The organism is uncultured Sphingomonas sp. (genome assembly GCF_913776855.1).
In the GTDB taxonomy this organism is placed as follows: domain Bacteria; phylum Pseudomonadota; class Alphaproteobacteria; order Sphingomonadales; family Sphingomonadaceae; genus Sphingomonas.
On sequence record NZ_CAJYQD010000027.1, the window covers coordinates 1 to 20,340 of the forward strand.

The window sequence follows — 20,340 nt, forward strand, 5'->3', positions numbered from 1 at the left end:
GGGAGAGGCTTATGAAACCGGTTACTTGCGCGCGTAACCGGTTACAACCGTCGTTGTGCATTCCATTTCACTATCGTGACGGCTGTTGCGCAAACGTCACAGGTGACGCATCGGTCAGCCCTGGAGCGGCGGGGCCTGGCAATGGCGGGCGATAAACGCCTCATGGGTGGGCAGGCCGTTCGCCACCTCGGCGATCACTTCCTCGACCTCGCGCAGGAAGGCAGTAGTCTGCGCGTCGGGGATCATGTCGACCATCGGGTCGTACTGCGCGTCGAGCCCCTGCCCCAGCAGAACCTGCACCCAGCTCTCCTCGCGGAACAGCTCGGCCTTGCCGTGCATGAAAAAGCGTGCCGAGGAGCGGAACAGCTCGATCCGCTCGGCCAGGCTGTCGGGCACGTCCATATGGCGCAGATACTGCCAGAAGGGCGTGTCCTCGCGCAGCGTGACCTTGTAATGCGCGATGATGAAGTCGCGCACGTCGCGATATTCGAAATCAGTCTGGCGGTTATACTCGGCCATGTCCGCCGCGTGGAACCCGCGCCCCGGAAACAGCGCCAGCAGTCGCAGCAGTCCGGTCTGGATCAGATGGATGCTGGTCGATTCCAGCGGCTCCAGGAAACCGCCCGCCAGCCCCAGCGCGACGACATTCTTTTCCCAGGCGCGGATCCGCTTGCCTGGCCGGAACCGCACGGGGCGCGGGTCCCCGAGTGCTGGCGTATCGAGATTCGCCAGCAGGGTCGCCGCCGCGTCGTCGTCCGACACGAACCGGCTGCTATAGACATGGCCGTTGCCGGTCCGATGCTGCAACGGAATGCGCCATTGCCAGCCTGCACCATGCGCGATCGAGCGGGTATAGGGGGTCAGCGGCCCACTGCCCCGCGCGCTCGGCACCGCCAGTGCCCGGTCGCAAAGCAGCCACTGGCTCCAATCCTCATAGCCGACGCCCATCGCCTCGCCGATCAGCAGGCCGCGCATGCCCGAGCAGTCGATGAACAGGTCGCCGTCCACGGTGCGCCCATCGGCTAGCACGACATGATCGAGATGGCCATCGCTTGCCCGTCGGTTGGCAGCGACGATCCGCCCCTCGATCCGCTCGACCCCCGCCTTCTCCGCCCGCGTCCGGAGGTAGCGCGCATAGAGCGAGGCGTCGAAATGATAGGCATAGTCGATATCGGCGATGGGCGAGTTCGGATGCGCCGGATCGGGCATGGTGAAGCGGTTCATCCGCGCCGCCAACGTGTTCAGCGCATAATGATCGAAATGCTTCGCACGCCCCCGCGCCGCTTCCTTCAGCCAGAATTGATGGCAGTGCAGCCAGTAGAGGTCCTGCCCGATCTTGCCGAAACCGTGGATATAGCTGTGCCCCGGCGCGCGCCAGTTGCGGAACTCGATGCCCAGCTTGAAGGTCGCCTGGGTCGCGCGGACCATCTCGAACTCGTCGATCCCGGCCAGCCCGTTGAAGGTGCGGATGGCCGGAATGGTCGCCTCGCCCACCCCGATCGTGCCGATCTCCTCCGACTCGATCAGCCGGATCGTGTAGGCGCCGAGCAGCAGCCGAGAGAGCAAGGCCGCCGCCATCCACCCGGCCGTCCCGCCACCGACGATGGTGACGGTCTTGATCGGCGGATTGGAATGCGCCGCCCCCGTCATGCCGCACCCGCCGGGCTGGTCGCGCGGATCACCAATTCGGTCGCGATGGTCTGCGTCTCCAGCGCCAGCGTCCCGCCCTCCAGCGCATCGACCAGCCGGGCGACGGCGCGCTCGCCCATCTCGGCCAGCGGCGCGCGGACCGTGGTCAGGCCCAGATAACGGGCGAGTGGGATGTCGTCGAAGCCGGTGACCGCGACCGTGCCCGGCACATCGACCCGCCACTCGCGCAGCACGCTCAGGACGCCCAGCGCCATCATGTCATTGCCCGCGACAATGCCGTCGTAGCGCACGCCCCGTTCGGCGATCTCGGCCATCGCCGCCGCGCCCGAATCCTCGTGGAAATCGCCCTCTATCACGACCGGCTCCACCTCGGGGGCCAGTCGCGCCATGGCGGACAGATAGCCCTGCCGCCGCTCGTCCGCATCGATATTGCCGAACGGGCCCGAGACATGGACCAGCCGTCGCCGCCCCTGCGCAACCAGATGTTCGACGCTCGCCGCGATTCCCGCCGCATTGTCGATGTGGAAAGACGCGCGGCCCGGGCCGTGCTGGGAATTGATCAGGACGGCGGGCACGCCCAGCGGCAGCGCCTCGTCCAGCCCGCCCGCGACCAGTTGCGGCGCCATGACGATCAGCCCGTCGACGCGGCCGCGCATCGATCGCACCGCCTGCGCCGCCCGTTCGGCATCGGCATGCATGTTGGACAGCAGCAGGTGATAGCTGCGCGCCGTCACCTCGCGATCCATGCCGCGCACGATCTCGGAAAAGAACTCGCCATGCAGGTCGGGCAGGACGACACCGATCGCATGGCTGCGCGACAGCGACAGGCTGCGCGCACCCGCATGGGGGACATAGCCCAGCGACCGCGCGGCGGCCATCACCCGCTCGCGCGTGTCGGGATGCACGCTGCTATGTCCGTTCATCGCCCGCGACACCGAGGCGACCGATACCGCCGCCTCGCGCGCCACATCACGGATCGTGGCCGATGACTGCCTCACATTCCTCCCCTTCCCCGCAAAATGCGCGAGGAAACCCGCTATAGCATGTGTCGCATCTTGTGCGATGCCGATCGCCTGTGTAACCGGTTACACAATAGCGTCAACATCCATGCTGTAATGCGAAACGTCCAAACGTTCGCCGTGGTTTAGGGGAGTAGAAGGCCGATGTCCGACAACACCATTTCGCGCCGCGCCGCGCTGCTGGGCATGGGCACCGTCGCCGCCTGGGCGGCCAGCCCCGCCCGCGCGCTGCTGGCGCAGGGAGACGGCACCACCCTGTCCGCCTCGGTCGAGGCGATCCTGGCCAAGATGACGCTGGAGGAAAAGGCCGGGCAGTTGCAGCTGAACGCGGCCGCCTGGGGCGGCGGCGTCGCCACCGCGCTCAACCCGCCGTCCAACGGCCCCAGCTTCGAGGGACAGTTGGCCGATGCCATCGCGGGCAAGCTGACCGGCGTGTTCAACGGCAACGGCGCGGAGATGGCGCGGCGGATGCAGGGCGCGGTGATGCGCGATTCGCGCCTGAAGATCCCGCTGATCTTCGCCGCCGACGTCATCCATGGCCATCGCACCATCTTCCCGGTGCCGGTCGCCGAGGCCGCCAGCTTCGACCCCGACCTGGCGATGCGCACCGCGCGCATGGCGGCTTACGAGGCGGCGGGTGCGGGCATCGACTGGACCTTCTTCCCGATGGTCGACATCGCGCGCGACCAGCGCTGGGGCCGGACCATGGAGGGCGCAGGGGAAGACCCGATGCTGGGCCAGCTGTTCGCCATCGCCCGCGTCAATGGCTTCCAGGGCAAGAACCTGGCCGCCGACGATGCGGTCATGGCCTGCATCAAGCATTTCGCGGCATACGGCGCGGCCGAAAGCGGCCTCGACTACAACATCGTCGACATGTCCGAACGGACGCTGCGCGAAGTCTATCTGCCGCCCTATAAGGCCGGGTTCGATGCGGGCGCGATGAGCGGCATGGCCTCGTTCAACGAGATCAACGGCATCCCCTCGACCGGCAATCCCTGGCTGATGAAGCAGCTGCTGCGCGACGAGTGGAAATTCCCCGGCATCATCGTCTCCGACTATACCGGCGACGAGGAGATGATCGCGGCCGGTTTCGCCAAGGACGGCAAGGACGCGGCACGCATCGCCTTCCTGGCGGGCGTCGACATGAGCATGCAGTCGAACCTGTATGCGCTCCACCTGCCCAGCCTGGTGCGCGAGGGCGCGGTGCCGCAGGAGGTGCTCGACCGCTCGGTCCGCCGCGTGCTGGCGGTCAAGCAGATGCTGGGCCTGTTCGACGACCCCTTCCGCCGCATCGACCGCAAGCGCGAAACGGCCCGGTCGCGGACCAAGGCCGCCATCGCCCTATCGCGCGAGGCTGCGCAGAAGTCGATGGTGCTGCTGAAGAATGACGGCGACCTGTTGCCGCTCGACCCCGCCCGCAAGATCGCGCTGATCGGTCCCTTCGCCAGCGGCCAGCATGACCTGAACGGCCCCTGGGTGGTGTATGGCGACAATAACCAGGCGATTGATCTGGTGACCGGCCTGCGCGCGGCGGGCGCGAAGAACGTGACGGTCACGCAGGGCTCAGGCGTCGAGGAAGCGCTGCCCGGCGGGATCGAGGCGGCGGTCGCGGCGACGCAGGGCGCGGATGTCGTGGTACTGGCGATCGGCGAGAGCGAGAGCATGTCGGGCGAGGCGCAGTCGCGCACCTCGATCACCGTGCCCGCGCCACAAATGGCGCTGGCCGAGGCGGTGGCGAAGACCGGCAAGCCGATCGTCGTGCTGCTGAAGAACGGTCGCGGCCTGGCGCTGGAGGGCGCGGTCAAGGACGCGCCCGCGATCCTGGTCACCTGGTTCCTGGGATCGGAGACCGGTCATGCCATTGCCGACGTGCTGTTCGGCAAGGTCGGCCCCTCGGGCCGTCTGCCGCTGAGCTTTCCGTATGAAAGCGGACAGGAACCCTATTATTACGCGCACAAGGAAACCGGCCGCCCCGCCCCCGCCGGAGCGCGCGTGCCCTACAAGACCCAGTGGCGGACCGCGCCCAATGCCGCGCTCTATCCGTTCGGCCATGGGCTGACCTACGGCAAGGTCAGCTATGACGCCGCTGACGTGCCTACCAGCCTGGCCTGGGACGGGCGGATCACCGTGTCGGCGACCGTGACCAACACCGGCACGCGGGCCTGCGAGGAACTGGTCCAGCTCTACATCCGCGACCAGGTGGCCAGCATCACCCGGCCGGTGCGCGAGATGAAGGCGTTCCGCAAGGTCGCGCTGGCACCGGGCAAGAGCGAGCGGGTCAGCTTCACCCTGACCCGTGCCCAGCTCGAGTTCCTGGGCACCGATCTGCGCCCGACGGTCGAGCCCGGCACCTTCGACGTGTGGATCGCCCCCTCGGCACAGGCCGACGGTGCGCACGGCACGTTCGAGCTGGTAAAGTAAGTCCGTCACGGAACCTACCGCCCCCTTCCACCGAAGGCCCTAATGCGGTTTAGGAAGCTATGCAGCCCCTCTCCTCTATCCGGAGAGGGGCTGCATAAATGTCGATCGTCTTTCGGGATTTAGCCATGGTCACCGCCACCTGGCATCTCTAGACGGACCATCATGACGGATCAGACTGAGCGCGCCCCCATGCGCGCGGGCGAATATGTCGCCTTCATCGCGGCCTTGATGGCGGTCAACGCCCTGGGCGTCGACCTGATGCTGCCGGCGCTTGCCGATATGGGTCGCCAGCTGGGGATCGCCACCGCCAACCACCGGCAATGGATCATCACCGTCTATATGCTGGGCTTCGGCGCGGGTCAGCTGGTCTATGGCCCGCTCGCCGACCGCTATGGGCGGCGGCCGATCCTGCTGGTGACGCTGGCCGGGTTCGTGGGCGCCAGCATCTTTGCGGCGGGGTCTCAGACCTTTGCCGCGCTGCTCGGCGCGCGGGTGTTGCAAGGGCTGATGTCCGCCTCCACCCGCGTGCTGGCGGTGGCGATCGTGCGCGACCGGTTTTCCGGCCGCCAGATGGCGCGCACCCTGTCGATCGCCCAGATGATCTTCTTCCTGGTGCCGATCATGGCACCCAGCCTGGGCCAGGTGCTGCTGGGGTTCGGGCCGTGGCGGTTCATCTTCTACGCGCTGGCCGGTTTCGCCGCCTTCGTACTGGCCTGGTCGGCGCTGAGGCTGACGGAGTCGCTGCCCGTCGCGCGACGCTCGCCTTTGTCGCTGGTGTCGCTGAAGAACGCCTATCGCCTGACCCTGACCAACCGCTTCTCGGCGGGCTATGCGGTATGTGCGTCGATGACCTTTGGCGGGGTCATCGCCTTCGTCTCCTCGGCCCAGCAAATTTTCGTCGACGAGTTCGGCGCAGGCGACCGCTTCACCATCCTGTTCGCGCTATGCGCCTTTTCCATGGGCTGCGCGTCCTTTGCCAACAGCCGGTTGGTCGAGCGGCTGGGCACGCGGCTGATCTCGCAATCGGCGGTGCTGGGGCTGATCGCGCTGTCGGTGCTGCATCTGGGTGTCATCGCGGCGGGACACGAGACGCTGATCACCTATATGGTCTTCCAGGCGCTCAGCATGACGTGCATCGGCCTGTGCGGATCGAATTTCGGGGCGATGGCGATGGAGCCGGTCGGCCATATCGCGGGCACCGCCTCGTCGATCCAGGGCTTCATCACCAGCGTCGGCGCGGTCATCGTCGGCTCGGCGATCGGCCAAGCCTATAACGGCACCACCTATCCGCTGGCGATCGGCTATCTGGCCATCGGGCTGGGCGTGCTTGCGCTCGTCTATCTCATCGAGGACCGCCAGCTGTTCCGCGCCCGCCATGGTTAAGATGACAGGCCGTTCACTTGACACCGACCGGCGACGGGTTCTCCATCCGCGCCAACATCACCGGATCGCAGGACACTCATGAAGCGCTACGCGTTCGCCACCGCCCTTCTCGTCACCACCGCCGCCATCGCGCAAACGGGCCATCTGCCGGGCGTGGACAAGGCCTATATGGACCCCAGCGTGAAGCCGGGCGACAATTTCGACACCTATGCCAATGGCGGCTGGCGCAAGACCGCCGAAATCCCGGCCGACCGCTCGTCGATCGGCGTCGGGCTGGACGTGTCGCTGCGCGCCGAGGCCCGCACCGCCGCGATCATCAAGGGTGCCGCCGCGACCAAGGGCGCACCGGGCAGCGACCAGCAGCGTATCGCTGATTATTATGCCGCCTATACCGACACGAACGGTATCGAGGCGCGCGGGCTGACGCCGATCCAGGCGAGCCTTTCCGCCATCGCCGCAATCAAGGACAAGAGCGACCTGTCGCGCGCGATCGGCGCGGCGATGCGGTCGGATACCGACCCGTTCAACAACAACAATTACGCCAGCACCAATGACCTGTTCGGCCTGTTCGTCAGCCAGGACCTGAACCAGCCGACGCGCAACGTCCCCTATCTGATGCAGGGCGGGCTGGGCCTGCCCGATCGCGACTATTACCTGTCCGACAAGCCCGAAATGGCGGAGATCCGCACCGCCTATCAGACTTATCTGACCCAGCTGATGCAGCTGGCGGGGCTTTCCGATCCGCAAGCGCGCGCCGCCCGCGTCTTCGCGCTGGAGACGAAGATCGCCGCCGCCCAGACCGACATCATCGCCAGCCAGGACGCGCATAAGGGCGACAATCCCTGGACCCGCGCCGATTTCGATAAGCGCGCGCCGGGGTTGGACTGGACGGCCTTCTGGACGGCGGCGGGCCTTCCCGCCGGGCAGCGCGACTTCATCGCGTGGCAGCCGGACGCGATCACCAAGCTGTCGGCGCTGGTCGCCAGCGAGCCGCTGCAAAGCTGGCAGGACTGGCTGACCTTCCACACGATCAACCAGGTCACAAGCGTGCTGCCCAAGGCGATCGACGACGCCTCGTTCGGCTTTTACGGCCGCACCCTGACCGGCACGCCAGCGCAGCAACCCCGCGAGAAGCGCGGCATCGCGGTGGTCAACGGCGCGCTGGGCGAGGCGGTGGGCAAGATCTATGCCCAGCGTTACTTCCCCGCTTCGTCCAAGGCCGAGATTCAGACGATGGTGAAGAACATCGTCGGCGCTTTCGACCGGCGCGTCGCCGCGCTCGACTGGATGGCGCCCGCGACCAAGGCGGAGGCGCGGCGCAAGCTGGCCGTGCTGAAGGTCGGCGTCGGCTATCCCGACCATTGGTGGAATTATCCGAAGTTCGAGGTGCGCGCCGACGACCCCGTCGGCAATGCCCAGCGCGCCCGGCTCGCCCTGTACCGCTATCACCTGTCGAAGCTGGGCAAGCCGGTCGACCGCAGCGAATGGTGGATGACGCCGCAGACGGTGAACGCGGTCAACCTGCCGCTGCAGAACGCGCTGAACTTCCCGGCCGCCATCCTCGAAAGCCCCTACTTCGACCCGAAGTTCGACGCGGCCGCCAATTACGGCGCGATCGGATCGGTGATCGGGCATGAGATCAGCCACAGCTTCGACAATCTGGGCGCCGATTTCGACTCGACGGGCCGCCTGCACAATTGGTGGACGCCCGCCGATCTGAAGCGCTTCGAGGCCGCGGGCCAGGCGCTGGTGGCGCAATATAGCGCATACGAGGCGCTGCCCGGCCTGCACCTGAACGGTGAACAGGAACTGGGCGAGAATATCGCCGATGTCGCCGGACTGACCGCCGCCTATGAAGCGTACAAGGCCTCGCTGGGCGGCAAGCCCGCGCCGGTCATCGACGGGCTGACCGGCGACCAGCGCTTCTTCCTGGCCTTTGCGCAAGGCTGGCGGACCAAGATGCGCGACCGGGCGCTGCGCGCGCGGATCGCCACCGATGTCCACGCGCCCGCGCCGTGGCGCGTGCTGACCGTGCGCAACCTCGACGCTTGGTACGCACCATTCCACGTCCAGCCGGGCCAGGCGCTGTACCTGCCGCCCGAAAAGCGCGTCCACGTCTGGTAAGAAGGGCCCCCGGCCCGCCATCAGGGCGGGCCGGGACGAGCCGCATCAAAAGGCGAGTGTCAGCCCCATCTTGCCCGCCACGCCAGTATGGTCCTGCTGGCGCTCTTCGCCGACATCGACATTGACGGCGAAATAGCGGCTGCCACCCTTCAGCCGGACATTGCCCAGCCAGCCCGCCTTGCGCGCCTCGGGCGTCAATGCGAAGTCGCTGCCGCCCGCGAAGCTCGCCACCGTCGCGTCCATATGACTGCTGAGCAGCGCGCGGTCGCCGCCCTCGACCTCGACGCGCAGGAAGCCGCCGTCCTCGGGATCGGGCTTGCGGAAGTTGTAGCCCAGCGCCAGCGTCGTGTTGACGCCCGTCTCATAGGCGCTGCGCCCCGCCAGGATCAGGTCGAAGCCCGCGCCGCCGCCGGTTTCGGCATAGCCATTCTGGTTCAGCCGGACATAGTCGATCGTCGCCTGGGGCCGCAGGTACAGGCGGCCGATATCGAGCTGATAGGACAGGCCGCCCGCCGCGTCATAGGTCCGCCCACGCGAACGGCCATTGGCGGTGCGGCTGAAGGCGTTGCCCCCGCTGGTCCCGTTGAAGGTCCGGTTACCATCGAAGCTGATCGCGCCGATCATGCCGGTCGCAAAGGCGTGCAGCCCGCCCCACTGCCCGCGCCAGTACAAGCCACCCTTATATTCCTGGCTGGTCATCGCATCGGCATTGTCGACCGCGTCGTTAATGCCGATCAGATAGGCCACCGACACGCCCACCCGGCCAAAGTCGCCCAGGCCATGTTCCACGCCCCCGGTCAGGCCCCAGCCGCTGACGTCATACCCCGCGCTGCCGCCCGTACCCTTGCGGTCGGCCCAGGCGACCTGCTGCAACCAGCCCGCATAACCATTGTGGCGCAGCGGCGGCATTTCGGGATCGGCCAGGATGCGGTTGAGCGCGCGCGACGACAGGCTGACCGAATCGAAATGGCCATCGCCGAAATCGGGCAGCATCTGACGAAGCCCCGCCGCGACCTGCGTGCCATTGCCCCAGGACAGGAAGGTATCGCCCACCGCCGCGTCGCCCAGCGCGGCGGCATAGGCGGGGTCATAGACGCTCGCCAACGCTCCGTTTAGGCCAAGTTGCGCGGCGCTCTTGCGCGCGACGGTGACGATGACGGCATGGCCGGTGGCATCCGCGCCGAGCGTGCCGGTGAACAGATAAGGCAGGCTGAGATCGGCCAGCCCCAGATTGGCCGCACCGTTCAGCGTGCCCGCCTGCAGCACGGTATAGCTGCCGACCGCATTGTTCAGCGCGGTCGCCAGCACCGCGACCTGCGCCCCCGTGCCGATCGTCGCGGTGCCGGTGACGTCGAGCAGGCTGGCGGTGCCGTTCGTTCCGTTCACCGTCACGCCCAGCGTACCGCCGTTCAGCGTCAACGCGCCAATCGTCGTCGTTCCCGTGGCGCTCAGGTTCAACGTGCCGCCATTGATCGTGACGGCGGTGTTGCCCGCATGGGCGAGCCCGCCGGTAAAGGAGGAGGTGCCCGAGAGGCCCAGCGTCGAGGCGCCGCCCCCAAAATCGGCCATGCCGCTATAGGTCGCCGCCCCGGCCAGCGTCATCGCATTGCTACCCGCGCCGAAGGTGACATTGCCCGCCACCTTGCCCGCATTGATCGTCAGGCTGTCGGGGCCGCTGCCGAACAGGATCGCGCCGGTGATCGAAGGGGCGATGCTGCCGGTCGTCGGGAAATTCTGGGTGATGCTGGTCCCGGTCGCATTGGCCGACAGGTCCATCGCGATCGGGGTGCCCTGGCCATTGGCAAGGATAGTGCCGGTGTTCGTGATCGACGCCAGCGTGCCCGACAGGTCGCGCACCGCATAGCTGGTCGCGCCGGTGGCGGACAGCGCGGTGATCGAGCCGCTGTTGGTCATCGACCCGACCGAGGCGCCGGTGTCGATCAGCACCGCCGTCGATGCCTGCCCCGCGCCGCCCGCGCCGCTGGCATTGACGATGCCGCTATTGTCGAGCGCGGACGCGGTCGTGCCGCTGCCGATCCAGATACCCGTCGCGCTGGCGGCATTGGACACCGCGCTGACGCTGCCGCGCACGACCATGCCGCCGGTCAGCGCGGTGGTGCCGCCCAGGCCGCCGATATGCACCGCATTGGTCGCATTGCCCGCATAGACGCCCGAGCCGGTCGCGGTGCCATTGATCGCGACGCTATAACCGCCGGTGTCACCCGCAATCGCGCCGATCGTCGTCGCGCTGCCGGCCGACCCGATCTGAAGCGCGGGCGCACTGCCATAATTGGTCAGCGTGCCCGCCGTCGTCGTCGTGGTCGTTCCGTTGGTCGTCGTGCTGGTCGCCGCCGCGATGGTGACGCCGCCGCCGACATTGCCCGCAACCCACAGTGTCGGGCCGCCCAGCGCCAGATTCTGCGCGGTCAGGCTGGCCACGCTGGTCGGCAGTGTCACCGAGCTATAGCCGCTGGTCGCCATCGTCGCGGTCACGTTCACCGCGCCGGACACCGCCCCGTTCAACACCGTCGCACTGCTGCCCGTGCCATAGGCGGAGATCGAACCGCCCAGCGTCACGTCACCGTTCACCGCGCCGGTGACAATGCCATAGCTGGCATCGCCGTATACCGTGGTCGTGCCGCTATGGACCAAGCTGCCGTTCAATGGTCCGCCGAGCGCGATGCCCGCGCTGGTGTTGCCGTTGACCGTGATCGTGCCGCTATTCGTGATCGTGCCGTTGAACGCGCCCAGCGTCTGGATGCCGAACCGGGCCGCCCCTTGCGCATACGGCCCGTCGAGCACGCTGTCGCCATTGGTATCGGTGCGCGTATAGCTTTCGGTCAGCGCGATCGAGCCGCTGTTGGTGATCCCGCTGGTGACACCGGGATTGGCCAGGATGCCGATACTGTTGCTGATGTCTTTCGACGTGATCGAACCGGCATTGGACACGGTGGCGTTGCTATCGATGGTGACGGCCGCTCCCGCCCCGCCCGGCGTGACCGACCCGCCGCTGGCGATCGCCACATTCCCCGCGGTCGAGGTCGCGAGCGGAGTGGTGGTCGCGCCGCCCACGGTCGTATCGGCCAGCGCCGGGGTAGCGATCAGACCAAAGGCCACGGTCGAGAGATAACGGATCGTCCTTTGCGCCACGCGGAACCCCAGTGTTGCGGCGGATGATCCGCCTGGAAAGAATACAGGCCCGCCACACAGCCAGACCAATTCCCGCCCCTAAGTATCGCAGCGATAGAGCGTCAAATTAAAAGGCTGATATATTCAACATCTACAGATTACATCTTCATCATGTCAGTTTTCGTAAAATTTCTTTCCTATATTATCATGCTATATTTGTATCAAAATGTCTCGAGCTGTCGCAAAACTTCCGAGACAGGATTTGGTCGAGCCGACATTTCCCCGGCCGGGGTCTGGCGTGGGCGGCGCGGGCGTGCCACACCCCCTTTGCACGTCATAACAAGGGGTTGGGAATGCGCGTCGGAACTCGTTTGGTCTCGGTCTTCCTGGCAACCAGCGCGGCCGTCACGGCCCCCGGCCTGGCACAGGCGCAAACATCCGGCACCCCCTATCACCGCGCGCCCGACGCCATCGCGAAGGCACTGGAAACGCCGCCGACCCCGGCGGTCGCGCTCAGCCCCGATCATCGCACCATGGCGATCCTGGGCCGCGAGAACCTGCCCTCCATCGCCAATCTGTCGAAGCCGATCCTGCGGCTGGGCGGATACCGCATCGACCCCGCCACCAACGGCCAGGCCGAGGTGCGCGTCGCATGGCTGAACGCGCTCAGTTTCCAGGATGTGGCGAGCGGCCGGACGGTCGCGGTCCAGCTGCCCCAAGGCACCCGCTTCGCCGCGCCGGACTGGTCGCCCGATGGCGCCCACCTGGCCTTTTACGTGCAGGAGCCGAACGGCCTCTCGCTCTGGGTCGCCGATCGCGACGGATCGGCCCGGGCGATCGCCAAGGGGCTGAACGGCACGTTTGGCACGCCCTTCGCCTGGACGCCCGACAGCCGCGCACTGATCGCCTATATGGTCGCGCCCAACCGTAGCGCTCCGCCCGCCGCCGACCCGACCCCGGCAGGCCCGATCGTACAGGAAAGCCATGGCCGCACATCGGCGGCGCGAACCTATGAGGACCTGCTCGGCGATGCGCATGACGAGGCGCTGTTCGACTATTATTTCACAGGCCAACTCGTCCGGGTCGACCTGTCCGGTGCCGCCCAAGCCATCGGCGCGCCGGGGCTGATCGCGGACTTCAGCGTCTCGCCCGATGGCCGCTACCTGCTGACCGAGCGGCTGAAGCGCCCCTATTCCTATCTTCTTCCTGCGCGCTTCTTCCCAACGGAAATCGCGGTCGCCACGATCGAGGGGCAACCGGTGAAGACGCTGGTCGACCGGCCGCTTGCCGATGATCTGCCGGTCGATTTCGATGCGACCGTCAAGGGCCCGCGGGACGCGGTATGGCGCTCGGACGCGCCCGCCACGCTGGTCTGGGCCGAGGCACTCGATGGCGGCAACCCCAAGGCCAGGATCGCCTTTCACGACAAGGTGATGATGCAGGCCGCCCCCTTCACTGCCGAGCCGGTCGAGCTGGCAAAGACCCCTGCCCGCTATGCCACGACGATGTGGGGCGATGACGACTTTGCGATGGTCGTCGACCGCGAATGGCGCTCGCGCACCGAACATCGGCTGGCGGTGTCCCCTGCCCGTCCCGGCGAGCCCCGCATGCTGCTGACCCGCAATTACCAGGACCAATATGGCGACCCCGGCCGCCCGGTCCTGGAGGAGAATGCGGCGGGCAAGCCGGTGATGCGCTTCACGCCCAAGCACGACGCCGTCTATGTCACCGGCGAAGGCGCGACCAAGGCGGGGGCCTTCCCCTTCCTGGCGACGATGCCCCTCAGCGGCAGTGAGCAGACCCGGCTGTGGACGGCCAAGGCTCCTTATTACGAAAGCGTCGTCGCGATGCTCGACGATCAGGGACAGCGCATCCTGACCCGGCGCGAAAGTGCGACGCTGGTCCCCAATTACATGATCCGCTCCGTAAAGGGCGGCGGCGTGAAGCCGGTCACCCGCTTCACCGATCCCGCACCGGTCTTTGCGGGCGTGTCCCAGCGGACGATCACCTACACCCGCGCCGACGGGCTGCCGTTGTCGGGCTCGCTTTATCTGCCCGCCGGTTATGATGCGAAGCGCGACGGGCCGCTGCCGACGCTGCTTTGGGCCTATCCGGCCGAATATACCGATGCGAAGGTCGCCGGGCAGACGGTCGATCAGGGCAATCGCTTCGTGCGGCCGCGCGGGATCAGCCATCTGTTCCTGCTGACCCAGGGCTATGCCATCCTCGACAACCCCGCCATGCCGATCATCGGCGAGGGCGGCGCGGAGGCCAACGACACCTATGTCCAGCAGCTTCAGGCCGATGCCCAGGCGGCGGTCGACGCGGTCGTCAAGCTGGGCGTCGCCGACCGGTCCCGCATGGCGGTGGGCGGCCACAGCTACGGCGCGTTCATGACCGCCAATCTGCTCGCCCACACCAAGTTGTTCCGCGCGGGAATCGCCCGGTCGGGCGCATACAACCGCACCCTCACCCCCTTCGGCTTCCAGGCCGAACAGCGCACCTATTGGCAGGCGACCGACACCTATTCGAAGATGAGCCCCTTCACCTATGCCGACCGGATCAAGGCGCCGATCCTGCTGATCCATGGCGGCGCCGACGACAATAGCGGCACCTTCCCCATCCAGTCGGAACGGATGTACGCCGCGCTGAAGGGGAATGGCGCTACGGTGCGCTATGTCGTCCTCCCCAACGAGCCGCATGGCTATCGCGCGCTGGAGTCGACCGAAGAGACGCTGTGGCAGATGACCGACTGGCTCGACCGCTACGTCAAGCCACCGGTCCCTGCTGCGCCGCCCGCCGCGCGGTAAGTACCGCAACGGCGCGCGACGCGTGATGGTAGAGAAGTCGAGAAATGCTGGTCGTGGCGCTGGTTTGCAGTCCGAACCGATACGCAATGCCGCCTTTTTCGATGCTGGATACGAGACGATCGCCGCACATGGTCGGGCTCGCCGGGCTGTGGCGAACGCGAAATTGTGCGTGGATCGAGCTGGCATGCTAGAGGCCGCCGTATGGCAAAATCCCAAAGCAACACCGGTACGGTCAGCGTCGATGGCGACCAATATGATTGGCGGCTCCAGCGTGAGCCGCATCTTTCCGATGACGAAGGCTGGAAGGGGATGACCATTTCCCTGGTTCAGCAAAACACCAAGCGCGAAGCGTGGGTCGAGTTTCCGGCACCCAAGCGGCTCTTGAGGGGTTTGCCGCCCGGTCGCCTGCAGCTTGATGATGCAACGATTTCGCGCTGCGTGCGGGCCGCTCTGGCAGCGGGTTGGGAACCCATGTCGCGGGGCAAGCCGGTGGTGTTCACGGTCGACGCCGAAGGCAACTGACCCCAGGTCCACCACCCTGCGGCGTTCGGGATCACACCGTCCAATCGGGGGTCAGACACCTGACGCACCAGCAAGTGGCAAAGCAGGCACGGGACGATGAGGAGAGGCCGAGAAGGATATCGCGTCGCGGTCGAGAAAATCGAACCCAATGCCCATCCGTCAACAGGACGGACATAGAAATGGTACGCCCAAGATGGAAGCAATGGACACGCGGACCGTACCTGAAGCTGCTACCTCACTGACAGAATTGCGAAATCCTTCATGTCGCCTTCCGTGATGAGCGGGACGCATCAAGACATGACGGATTATCGCTTGGCCGCGCTCGTAACGACATGGCACGCTTTGCTCCTGTCGTCCTGGAGAGCCGCCATGTCCCGTCTGTTTTCCGTTCTTGCCCGGCCCCTGCTGGCCGTCGCGCTGTTCGCCGCCCTCCCCACCGCCGCGATGGCGGGCGAGCCGGGGGACCGGATCGACGGATCGCCGGTCATCGAGAAGCTGGACGTCGCCACCATGCCTTCCGGCAAGACGCGTTTGTGGCTGCGGGTCGACGACAATGAGATCGGACAGGGCTATTATGTGCCGATCATCGTGGTGAAGGGGGCGCAGCCCGGTCCCCGCTTCCTGCTCACCGCCGGCATCCATGGCGACGAACTGAACGGCATCGGCGTGATCCACCAGTTGGTCGAAGGGCTCGACCCGGCGACCATGAAGGGGACGCTGATCGCCATGCCGGGCCTCAATGCGCCGGGCCTGCGCAATTCGACGCGCGCTTTTACCGGCGGCCACAATGGTTCGGGCGAGAATCTCAACCGCCTGATTCCGCGCGATCCGCATGTGCAGGGCGATGAAGGCAATGCGGCGCAGCGTTATGCCCGGCGGCTATGGTCGCGCGTCTTCACCGGCAACACCGATTTCGCGATCGACCTGCATACCCAGTCGCGCGGGGGTGCCTATCCGGCCTATGTCTTCGTCGCGACCCCGGTCGCCAAGCGGATCGCGATGATGCTGCGACCGGACAGTGTCTATGTGAATGCGGGCATCGACGGCGCGGTGGAGGACATGCTGAATGCCAATGCCATCCCCGCCGTCACCTATGAGCTGGGCGGTGCGGAGGTGTTCGACAACGCGATGATCGCGCGGGGCCTGCGCGGCGTGCGCAATGTGATGATCGACCGGGGGATGCTGCCGGGCAAGCCCGATATCCGCGATCCGGAACCCTTTCTCGGCAATGTCGTGACCAATGTCGACAGCCCGCGCGGGGGATGGGCGCAGCTGCGCGTGAAGTTGAACCAATATGTGAAGAAGGGCGATGTGCTCGCGGTCGTGACCGATCCGTTCGGCCGGACCATCGCCACGCTGACCGCGCCGCTCGACGCGCGGGTTGCGGGCCTGGGCACCGATCCACGGACCCAGCCGGGCGACATGGTCGTCCGCCTGCTGTCCTGGGACGACAGCCTGCCGTGCAAGCGCGACGGGTGCCCGTCGACCGTCACCCCGATCAAGGCACGCTAAGCCCGTCTTCTTCATTCCCATTGCTCATCAACAGATGATGGCAATGCGTTTGTTCATGGTTCTTCCAGGGGCCAAATAGGGCGGCAGCCTGACCCGCCAGTGCATTCCCGAATCCGTAATAGGAGCCGTCATGACCGATCCCCTGATGAACCTGTACAACCGCGCACCGATCGCGGTGGATCGTGGTGAGGGCGTGTGGCTGATCGATACCGAGGGGCGGCGCTATATCGACTGTGTGGCAGGCATCGCGACCGACGCGCTGGGCCATGCCCATCCCGCTTTGGTCGCCGCGCTGACCGAACAGGCGGGCAAGCTGTGGCATGTCTCGAACATCTTCCGCATTCCGGGGCAGGAAGCGCTGGCGCAGCGGCTGGTCGATGCGTCGTTCGCCGATTGCGTGTTCTTCGCCAATACCGGCACCGAAGCGGTCGAATGCGCGATCAAGACCGCGCGCCGCTATCATCACGTCAACGGCCAGCCCGAGCGGATCGACATTATCGGCTTTGCAGGCTCGTTCCACGGCCGCACCTATGCCGCGATCAACGCCTCGGGCAATGCGGGCTATATGGAAGGCTGCGGCCCGCGGCTGCCGGGCTTCGTCCAGCTGTCGATCGACGATACGGCGGCGATCGAGGCCGCCATCGCCAGCCCGACCACCGCGGCGGTGATCGTCGAGCCGGTGCAGGGCGAGGGCGGCGCGCGCGCGCTACCCGGCGAATGGCTGCTCCGCCTGCGTGAGCTGACCCGCGAGCACGGCGTGCTGCTGATCCATGACGAGGTGCAGAGCGGCATGGGCCGCACCGGCAAGCTCTTCGCGCACCAGTGGTTCGATGGCGCGGCACCCGACATCATGGCGCTGGCCAAGGCGCTGGGATCGGGTTTCCCGGTCGGCGCTTGCCTCGCCACGACCGAGGCGGCGAAGGGCATGACCCCCGGCGTCCACGGCACGACCTTCGGCGGCAATCCGCTGGCCATGGCGGTCGGTATCGCCGCGTTCGACACCATCGCGAAGGAGGAAACCCTCGCTCATGCCCGTGCGGCCAGCGCCGATTTCTTCGAGCGGCTGGAGGCGCTGCGTGGCCGTTTCCCCGATGTGATCGCCGAAGTGCGTGGCAAGGGGCTGCTGATCGGTCTCAAGATGATCCCGAACAATCGCGAGTTCATGGGGATCGCGCGCGACCATGGCATATTGGTCGCGGGCGGCGGTGAGAATTGCGTCCGCCTGCTGCCGTCGCTGCTGATCTCTGCGCAAGAGATTGCCGAGGCGGTCAACCGGCTGGAAGCGGCGTGCGTCGCGGCGCGCGGGCTGATGGCGAAGGCGGCATGAGCGTGTTGACCTCCACCTGCCCGGCGACGGGCGACACCGTCTGGACCGGTCCGGTCGCCAGCGGCGCGGATGTCGATGCAGCGGTCGCCCGCGCCCGTGTGGCGTTTCGCGATTGGCGGCGCACCTCGGTCGCGGAACGGGTGGCGATCGCGCGCGCCTATGCCGCCGTGCTGAAGGCGCACACCGCCGACCTCGCCGAGCTGATCGCGCGCGAAACCGGCAAGCCGCTGTGGGAAGCCACGCAGGAAGTCGGCACGATGGTCGGCAAGGTCGAACTGTCGATTGCCGCCCAGGCCGAGCGCGCGGGCGAAAAGCGCAGCGCGATGCCGTTCGGTGAATCCGTCCTGCGCCACCGCCCGCACGGGGTGATGGCGGTGCTGGGGCCGTACAACTTCCCCGGCCACTTGCCCAACGGCCATATCGTGCCCGCGCTGCTCGCCGGGAACACGGTGGTGTTCAAGCCGTCAGAACTGACCCCGGCGGCCGGCGCGGCGATGGCGGACGCCTGGAGTGAAGCCGGTCTGCCCGAAAACGTGTTGCAGGTCGTACAGGGCGCGCGCGAGACCGGCGCGGCGCTGGTCGCGGCGGACATCGACGGGCTGCTCTTCACCGGATCGGCGACGACCGGCGCGCATTTCCGCCGCGCTTTTGCCGAGCGGCCCGATGTCATCCTGGCGCTGGAACTGGGCGGCAACAACCCGCTGATCGCGTGGGACGGGGACGTGACCGAGGTGGCGGCGCTGATCGTCCAGTCCGCCTATATCACCACCGGACAGCGTTGCTCCTGCGCGCGCCGCCTGATCCTGCCGACCGGCGCGTTCGGCGATGCGGTGGTGGAGGCGGTTGCCGCGCTGATCCCGCGCCTACCCATCGGTCGCTGGGACGAGAACCCCTATATCGGCCCGCTGATCTCCGACGCCGCCGCCGCGACCGCCCGCCGCCAAGTCGCTGCACTGGAGGCGGCCGGGGCGCGTGCCATCGTGCCGTTCGGCGGGATCGAAAGACGCAGCGCGGCTTTCGTGACGCCCGCGCTGCTCGACGTGACCGGCGTGGCCGTGCCCGACGAAGAGATTTTCGCGCCGGTGCTGCAGGTCGTCCGCGTCGCGGACTTCGACGCCGCCATCGCCGCCGCGAACGATACCCGCTTCGGCCTGTCCGCCGGACTGCTGACCGACGACGATGCGCTATGGGAGCGTTTCGTGCTCGATGCGCGCGCGGGCGTGGTCAATCGCAACCGCCCGACCACCGGTGCGGCGGGCGCGCAGCCCTTTGGCGGGATCGGCGATTCGGGCAATCACCGCCCCAGCGCCTATTATGCCGCCGACTACTGTGCCTATCCGATGGCGAGCTTCGAGGCCGGTAGCGCGACGGGCAACTGGGACGCGCTGAAGCCGGTATTGGGAGCCGGCGCGGCGTGACGATCGTCCTGCGGGCCGCTGGCGGGCATGACCTGTCGGCGCTCTATGCCATGGCGCAGACCACCGGCGGCGGGTTCGTCAACCTGCCGCCGGACAAGGCCAAGCTGGCCGAGCGACTGGCCGCCGCCGATGCCGCCTTCGCGCGCGACACCGACCGCTTCGGCGTCGACCGGTTCCTGTTCGTGCTGGAGGATTTGGGCAGCCAGGCGATCCACGGCACCTGCCAGATCTTCTCGCATATCGGCACCGACGCGCCCTTCTACAGCTATCGCATCGACCGGCACGGCGCGGACCATGCCGTGCTGGGCCGGTCGGTCGATCACACGACGCTGACCATCTGCACCGACCATGCCGGGTGCAGCGAGGTGGGCGGGCTGTTCCTGCGCGCCGATGCCCGTGCGGGCGGGGCGGGCACCTTGCTGGCACGCAGCCGCTATCTGTTCATCGCGATGCACCGCCCGCGCTTTGCCGACCGGACCATCGCCGAATTGCGCGGCGTGGTCGACGAGGCGGGCGAGGCGCCCTTCTGGGACGGGATCGCCGCGCGCTTCTTCGGCATGGGCTTTGCCGCGGCCGATGCGTTCAACGCGGAGCATGGCACCCATGTCCTGGCCGGCCTGATGCCGACGACGCCGGTACTGCTGGCGATGCTGCCCGACAGCGCGCGCGCCGTGCTGGGCGTGCCGCATCCCTCCGGTCGCCCCGCGCTGCGGCTGCTGGAGAAGGAGGGGTTTCGCCATGACCATTATGTCGACCTGTTCGACGGCGGCCCGACCGTGACCGCCGCGACCGACGACATCGCCACCATCCGCGCGGCGCGCACCGCCATCGTCCGCGCGGTGGGGCAAAGCGACGACGCCACGCCAGCCATCGCCGCCGCCGGTCGGCTGGCTGGGTTTCGCGCCTGTTTCGCGCGCATCGCGCGCCATGACGACGGCATCCTGCTTGACCCCGACGCCGCCCGCGCGTTGCATGTCGGGATCGGCGATACCCTTACCCATGCCCCGCGCTGACCCTATCTGTCC

12 protein-coding genes are annotated in these 20,340 nt (G+C 67.1%); 9 read left to right on the forward strand and 3 right to left on the reverse strand.

The genetic code is table 11. From position 1 onward, the window contains the following. Positions 1-114 precede the first annotated feature (114 nt). Together QZ755_RS06865 and QZ755_RS06870 are read right to left on the reverse strand one after the other, a co-directional pair. Positions 115-1,650 carry a tryptophan halogenase family protein gene (locus QZ755_RS06865; protein WP_294321130.1) on the reverse strand — a complete coding sequence of 512 codons (1,536 nt, stop codon included), beginning with the start codon at positions 1,648-1,650 and terminating at the stop codon, positions 115-117. Continuing rightward, positions 1,647-2,648 (reverse strand): LacI family DNA-binding transcriptional regulator, encoded by a 1,002-nt coding sequence (locus QZ755_RS06870; RefSeq protein ID WP_294321132.1) that lies wholly within the window; start codon positions 2,646-2,648, stop codon positions 1,647-1,649. The genes QZ755_RS06865 and QZ755_RS06870 overlap by 4 nt, the downstream gene beginning before the upstream one ends. 165 nt (positions 2,649-2,813) lie before the next feature. Between QZ755_RS06870 and bglX the strand changes: the two genes are divergently transcribed. The 3 genes from bglX (at position 2,814) to QZ755_RS06885 (ending at position 8,597) form a co-directional block, all read left to right on the forward strand. Further along, positions 2,814-5,090, forward strand: a complete 2,277-nt coding sequence (gene bglX, locus QZ755_RS06875) for a beta-glucosidase BglX (protein WP_294321134.1) — start codon at positions 2,814-2,816, stop codon at positions 5,088-5,090. Between the two features lie 189 nt (positions 5,091-5,279). After that, positions 5,280-6,473, forward strand: coding sequence for a multidrug effflux MFS transporter (locus tag QZ755_RS06880; RefSeq protein ID WP_294321204.1), 1,194 nt, complete (start codon positions 5,280-5,282; stop codon positions 6,471-6,473). Positions 6,474-6,551: 78 nt separating this feature from the next. Further along, on the forward strand, positions 6,552-8,597 hold the full coding sequence (locus QZ755_RS06885) for a M13 family metallopeptidase (protein ID WP_294321136.1): 2,046 nt from the start codon (positions 6,552-6,554) through the stop codon (positions 8,595-8,597). 45 nt (positions 8,598-8,642) lie between these two features. Here the strand turns inward: QZ755_RS06885 and QZ755_RS06890 are convergent, their stop codons facing one another. Further along, on the reverse strand, positions 8,643-11,714 hold the full coding sequence (locus QZ755_RS06890) for an autotransporter domain-containing protein (RefSeq protein WP_294321139.1): 3,072 nt from the start codon (positions 11,712-11,714) through the stop codon (positions 8,643-8,645). 365 nt (positions 11,715-12,079) lie between these two features. Here QZ755_RS06890 and QZ755_RS06895 point away from each other — a divergent pair, with 365 nt between their 5' ends. From QZ755_RS06895 to QZ755_RS06920, 6 genes are all read left to right on the forward strand, one after another. Further along, entirely contained in the window at positions 12,080-14,536 is a 2,457-nt protein-coding gene (locus QZ755_RS06895) for a prolyl oligopeptidase family serine peptidase (protein ID WP_294321142.1), read from the forward strand. A 201-nt stretch (positions 14,537-14,737) separates the two neighbouring features. Then, entirely contained in the window at positions 14,738-15,058 is a 321-nt protein-coding gene (locus QZ755_RS06900) for a hypothetical protein (protein ID WP_294321144.1), read from the forward strand. Between the two features lie 369 nt (positions 15,059-15,427). Beyond that, a complete protein-coding gene (locus tag QZ755_RS06905; RefSeq protein ID WP_294321147.1) occupies positions 15,428-16,570 on the forward strand; it encodes a succinylglutamate desuccinylase/aspartoacylase family protein in 1,143 nt (380 codons plus the stop codon). A 130-nt stretch (positions 16,571-16,700) separates the two neighbouring features. After that, positions 16,701-17,897, forward strand: a complete 1,197-nt coding sequence (locus tag QZ755_RS06910) for an aspartate aminotransferase family protein (protein ID WP_294321152.1) — start codon at positions 16,701-16,703, stop codon at positions 17,895-17,897. Continuing rightward, a complete protein-coding gene (gene astD / locus QZ755_RS06915) occupies positions 17,894-19,315 on the forward strand; it encodes a succinylglutamate-semialdehyde dehydrogenase (RefSeq protein ID WP_294321155.1) in 1,422 nt (473 codons plus the stop codon). Before QZ755_RS06910 ends, astD begins: the two co-directional genes overlap by 4 nt. After that, a complete protein-coding gene (locus QZ755_RS06920) occupies positions 19,312-20,328 on the forward strand; it encodes an arginine N-succinyltransferase (RefSeq protein ID WP_294321157.1) in 1,017 nt (338 codons plus the stop codon). Before astD ends, QZ755_RS06920 begins: the two co-directional genes overlap by 4 nt. The last annotated feature ends 12 nt before the right edge of the window (positions 20,329-20,340 follow it).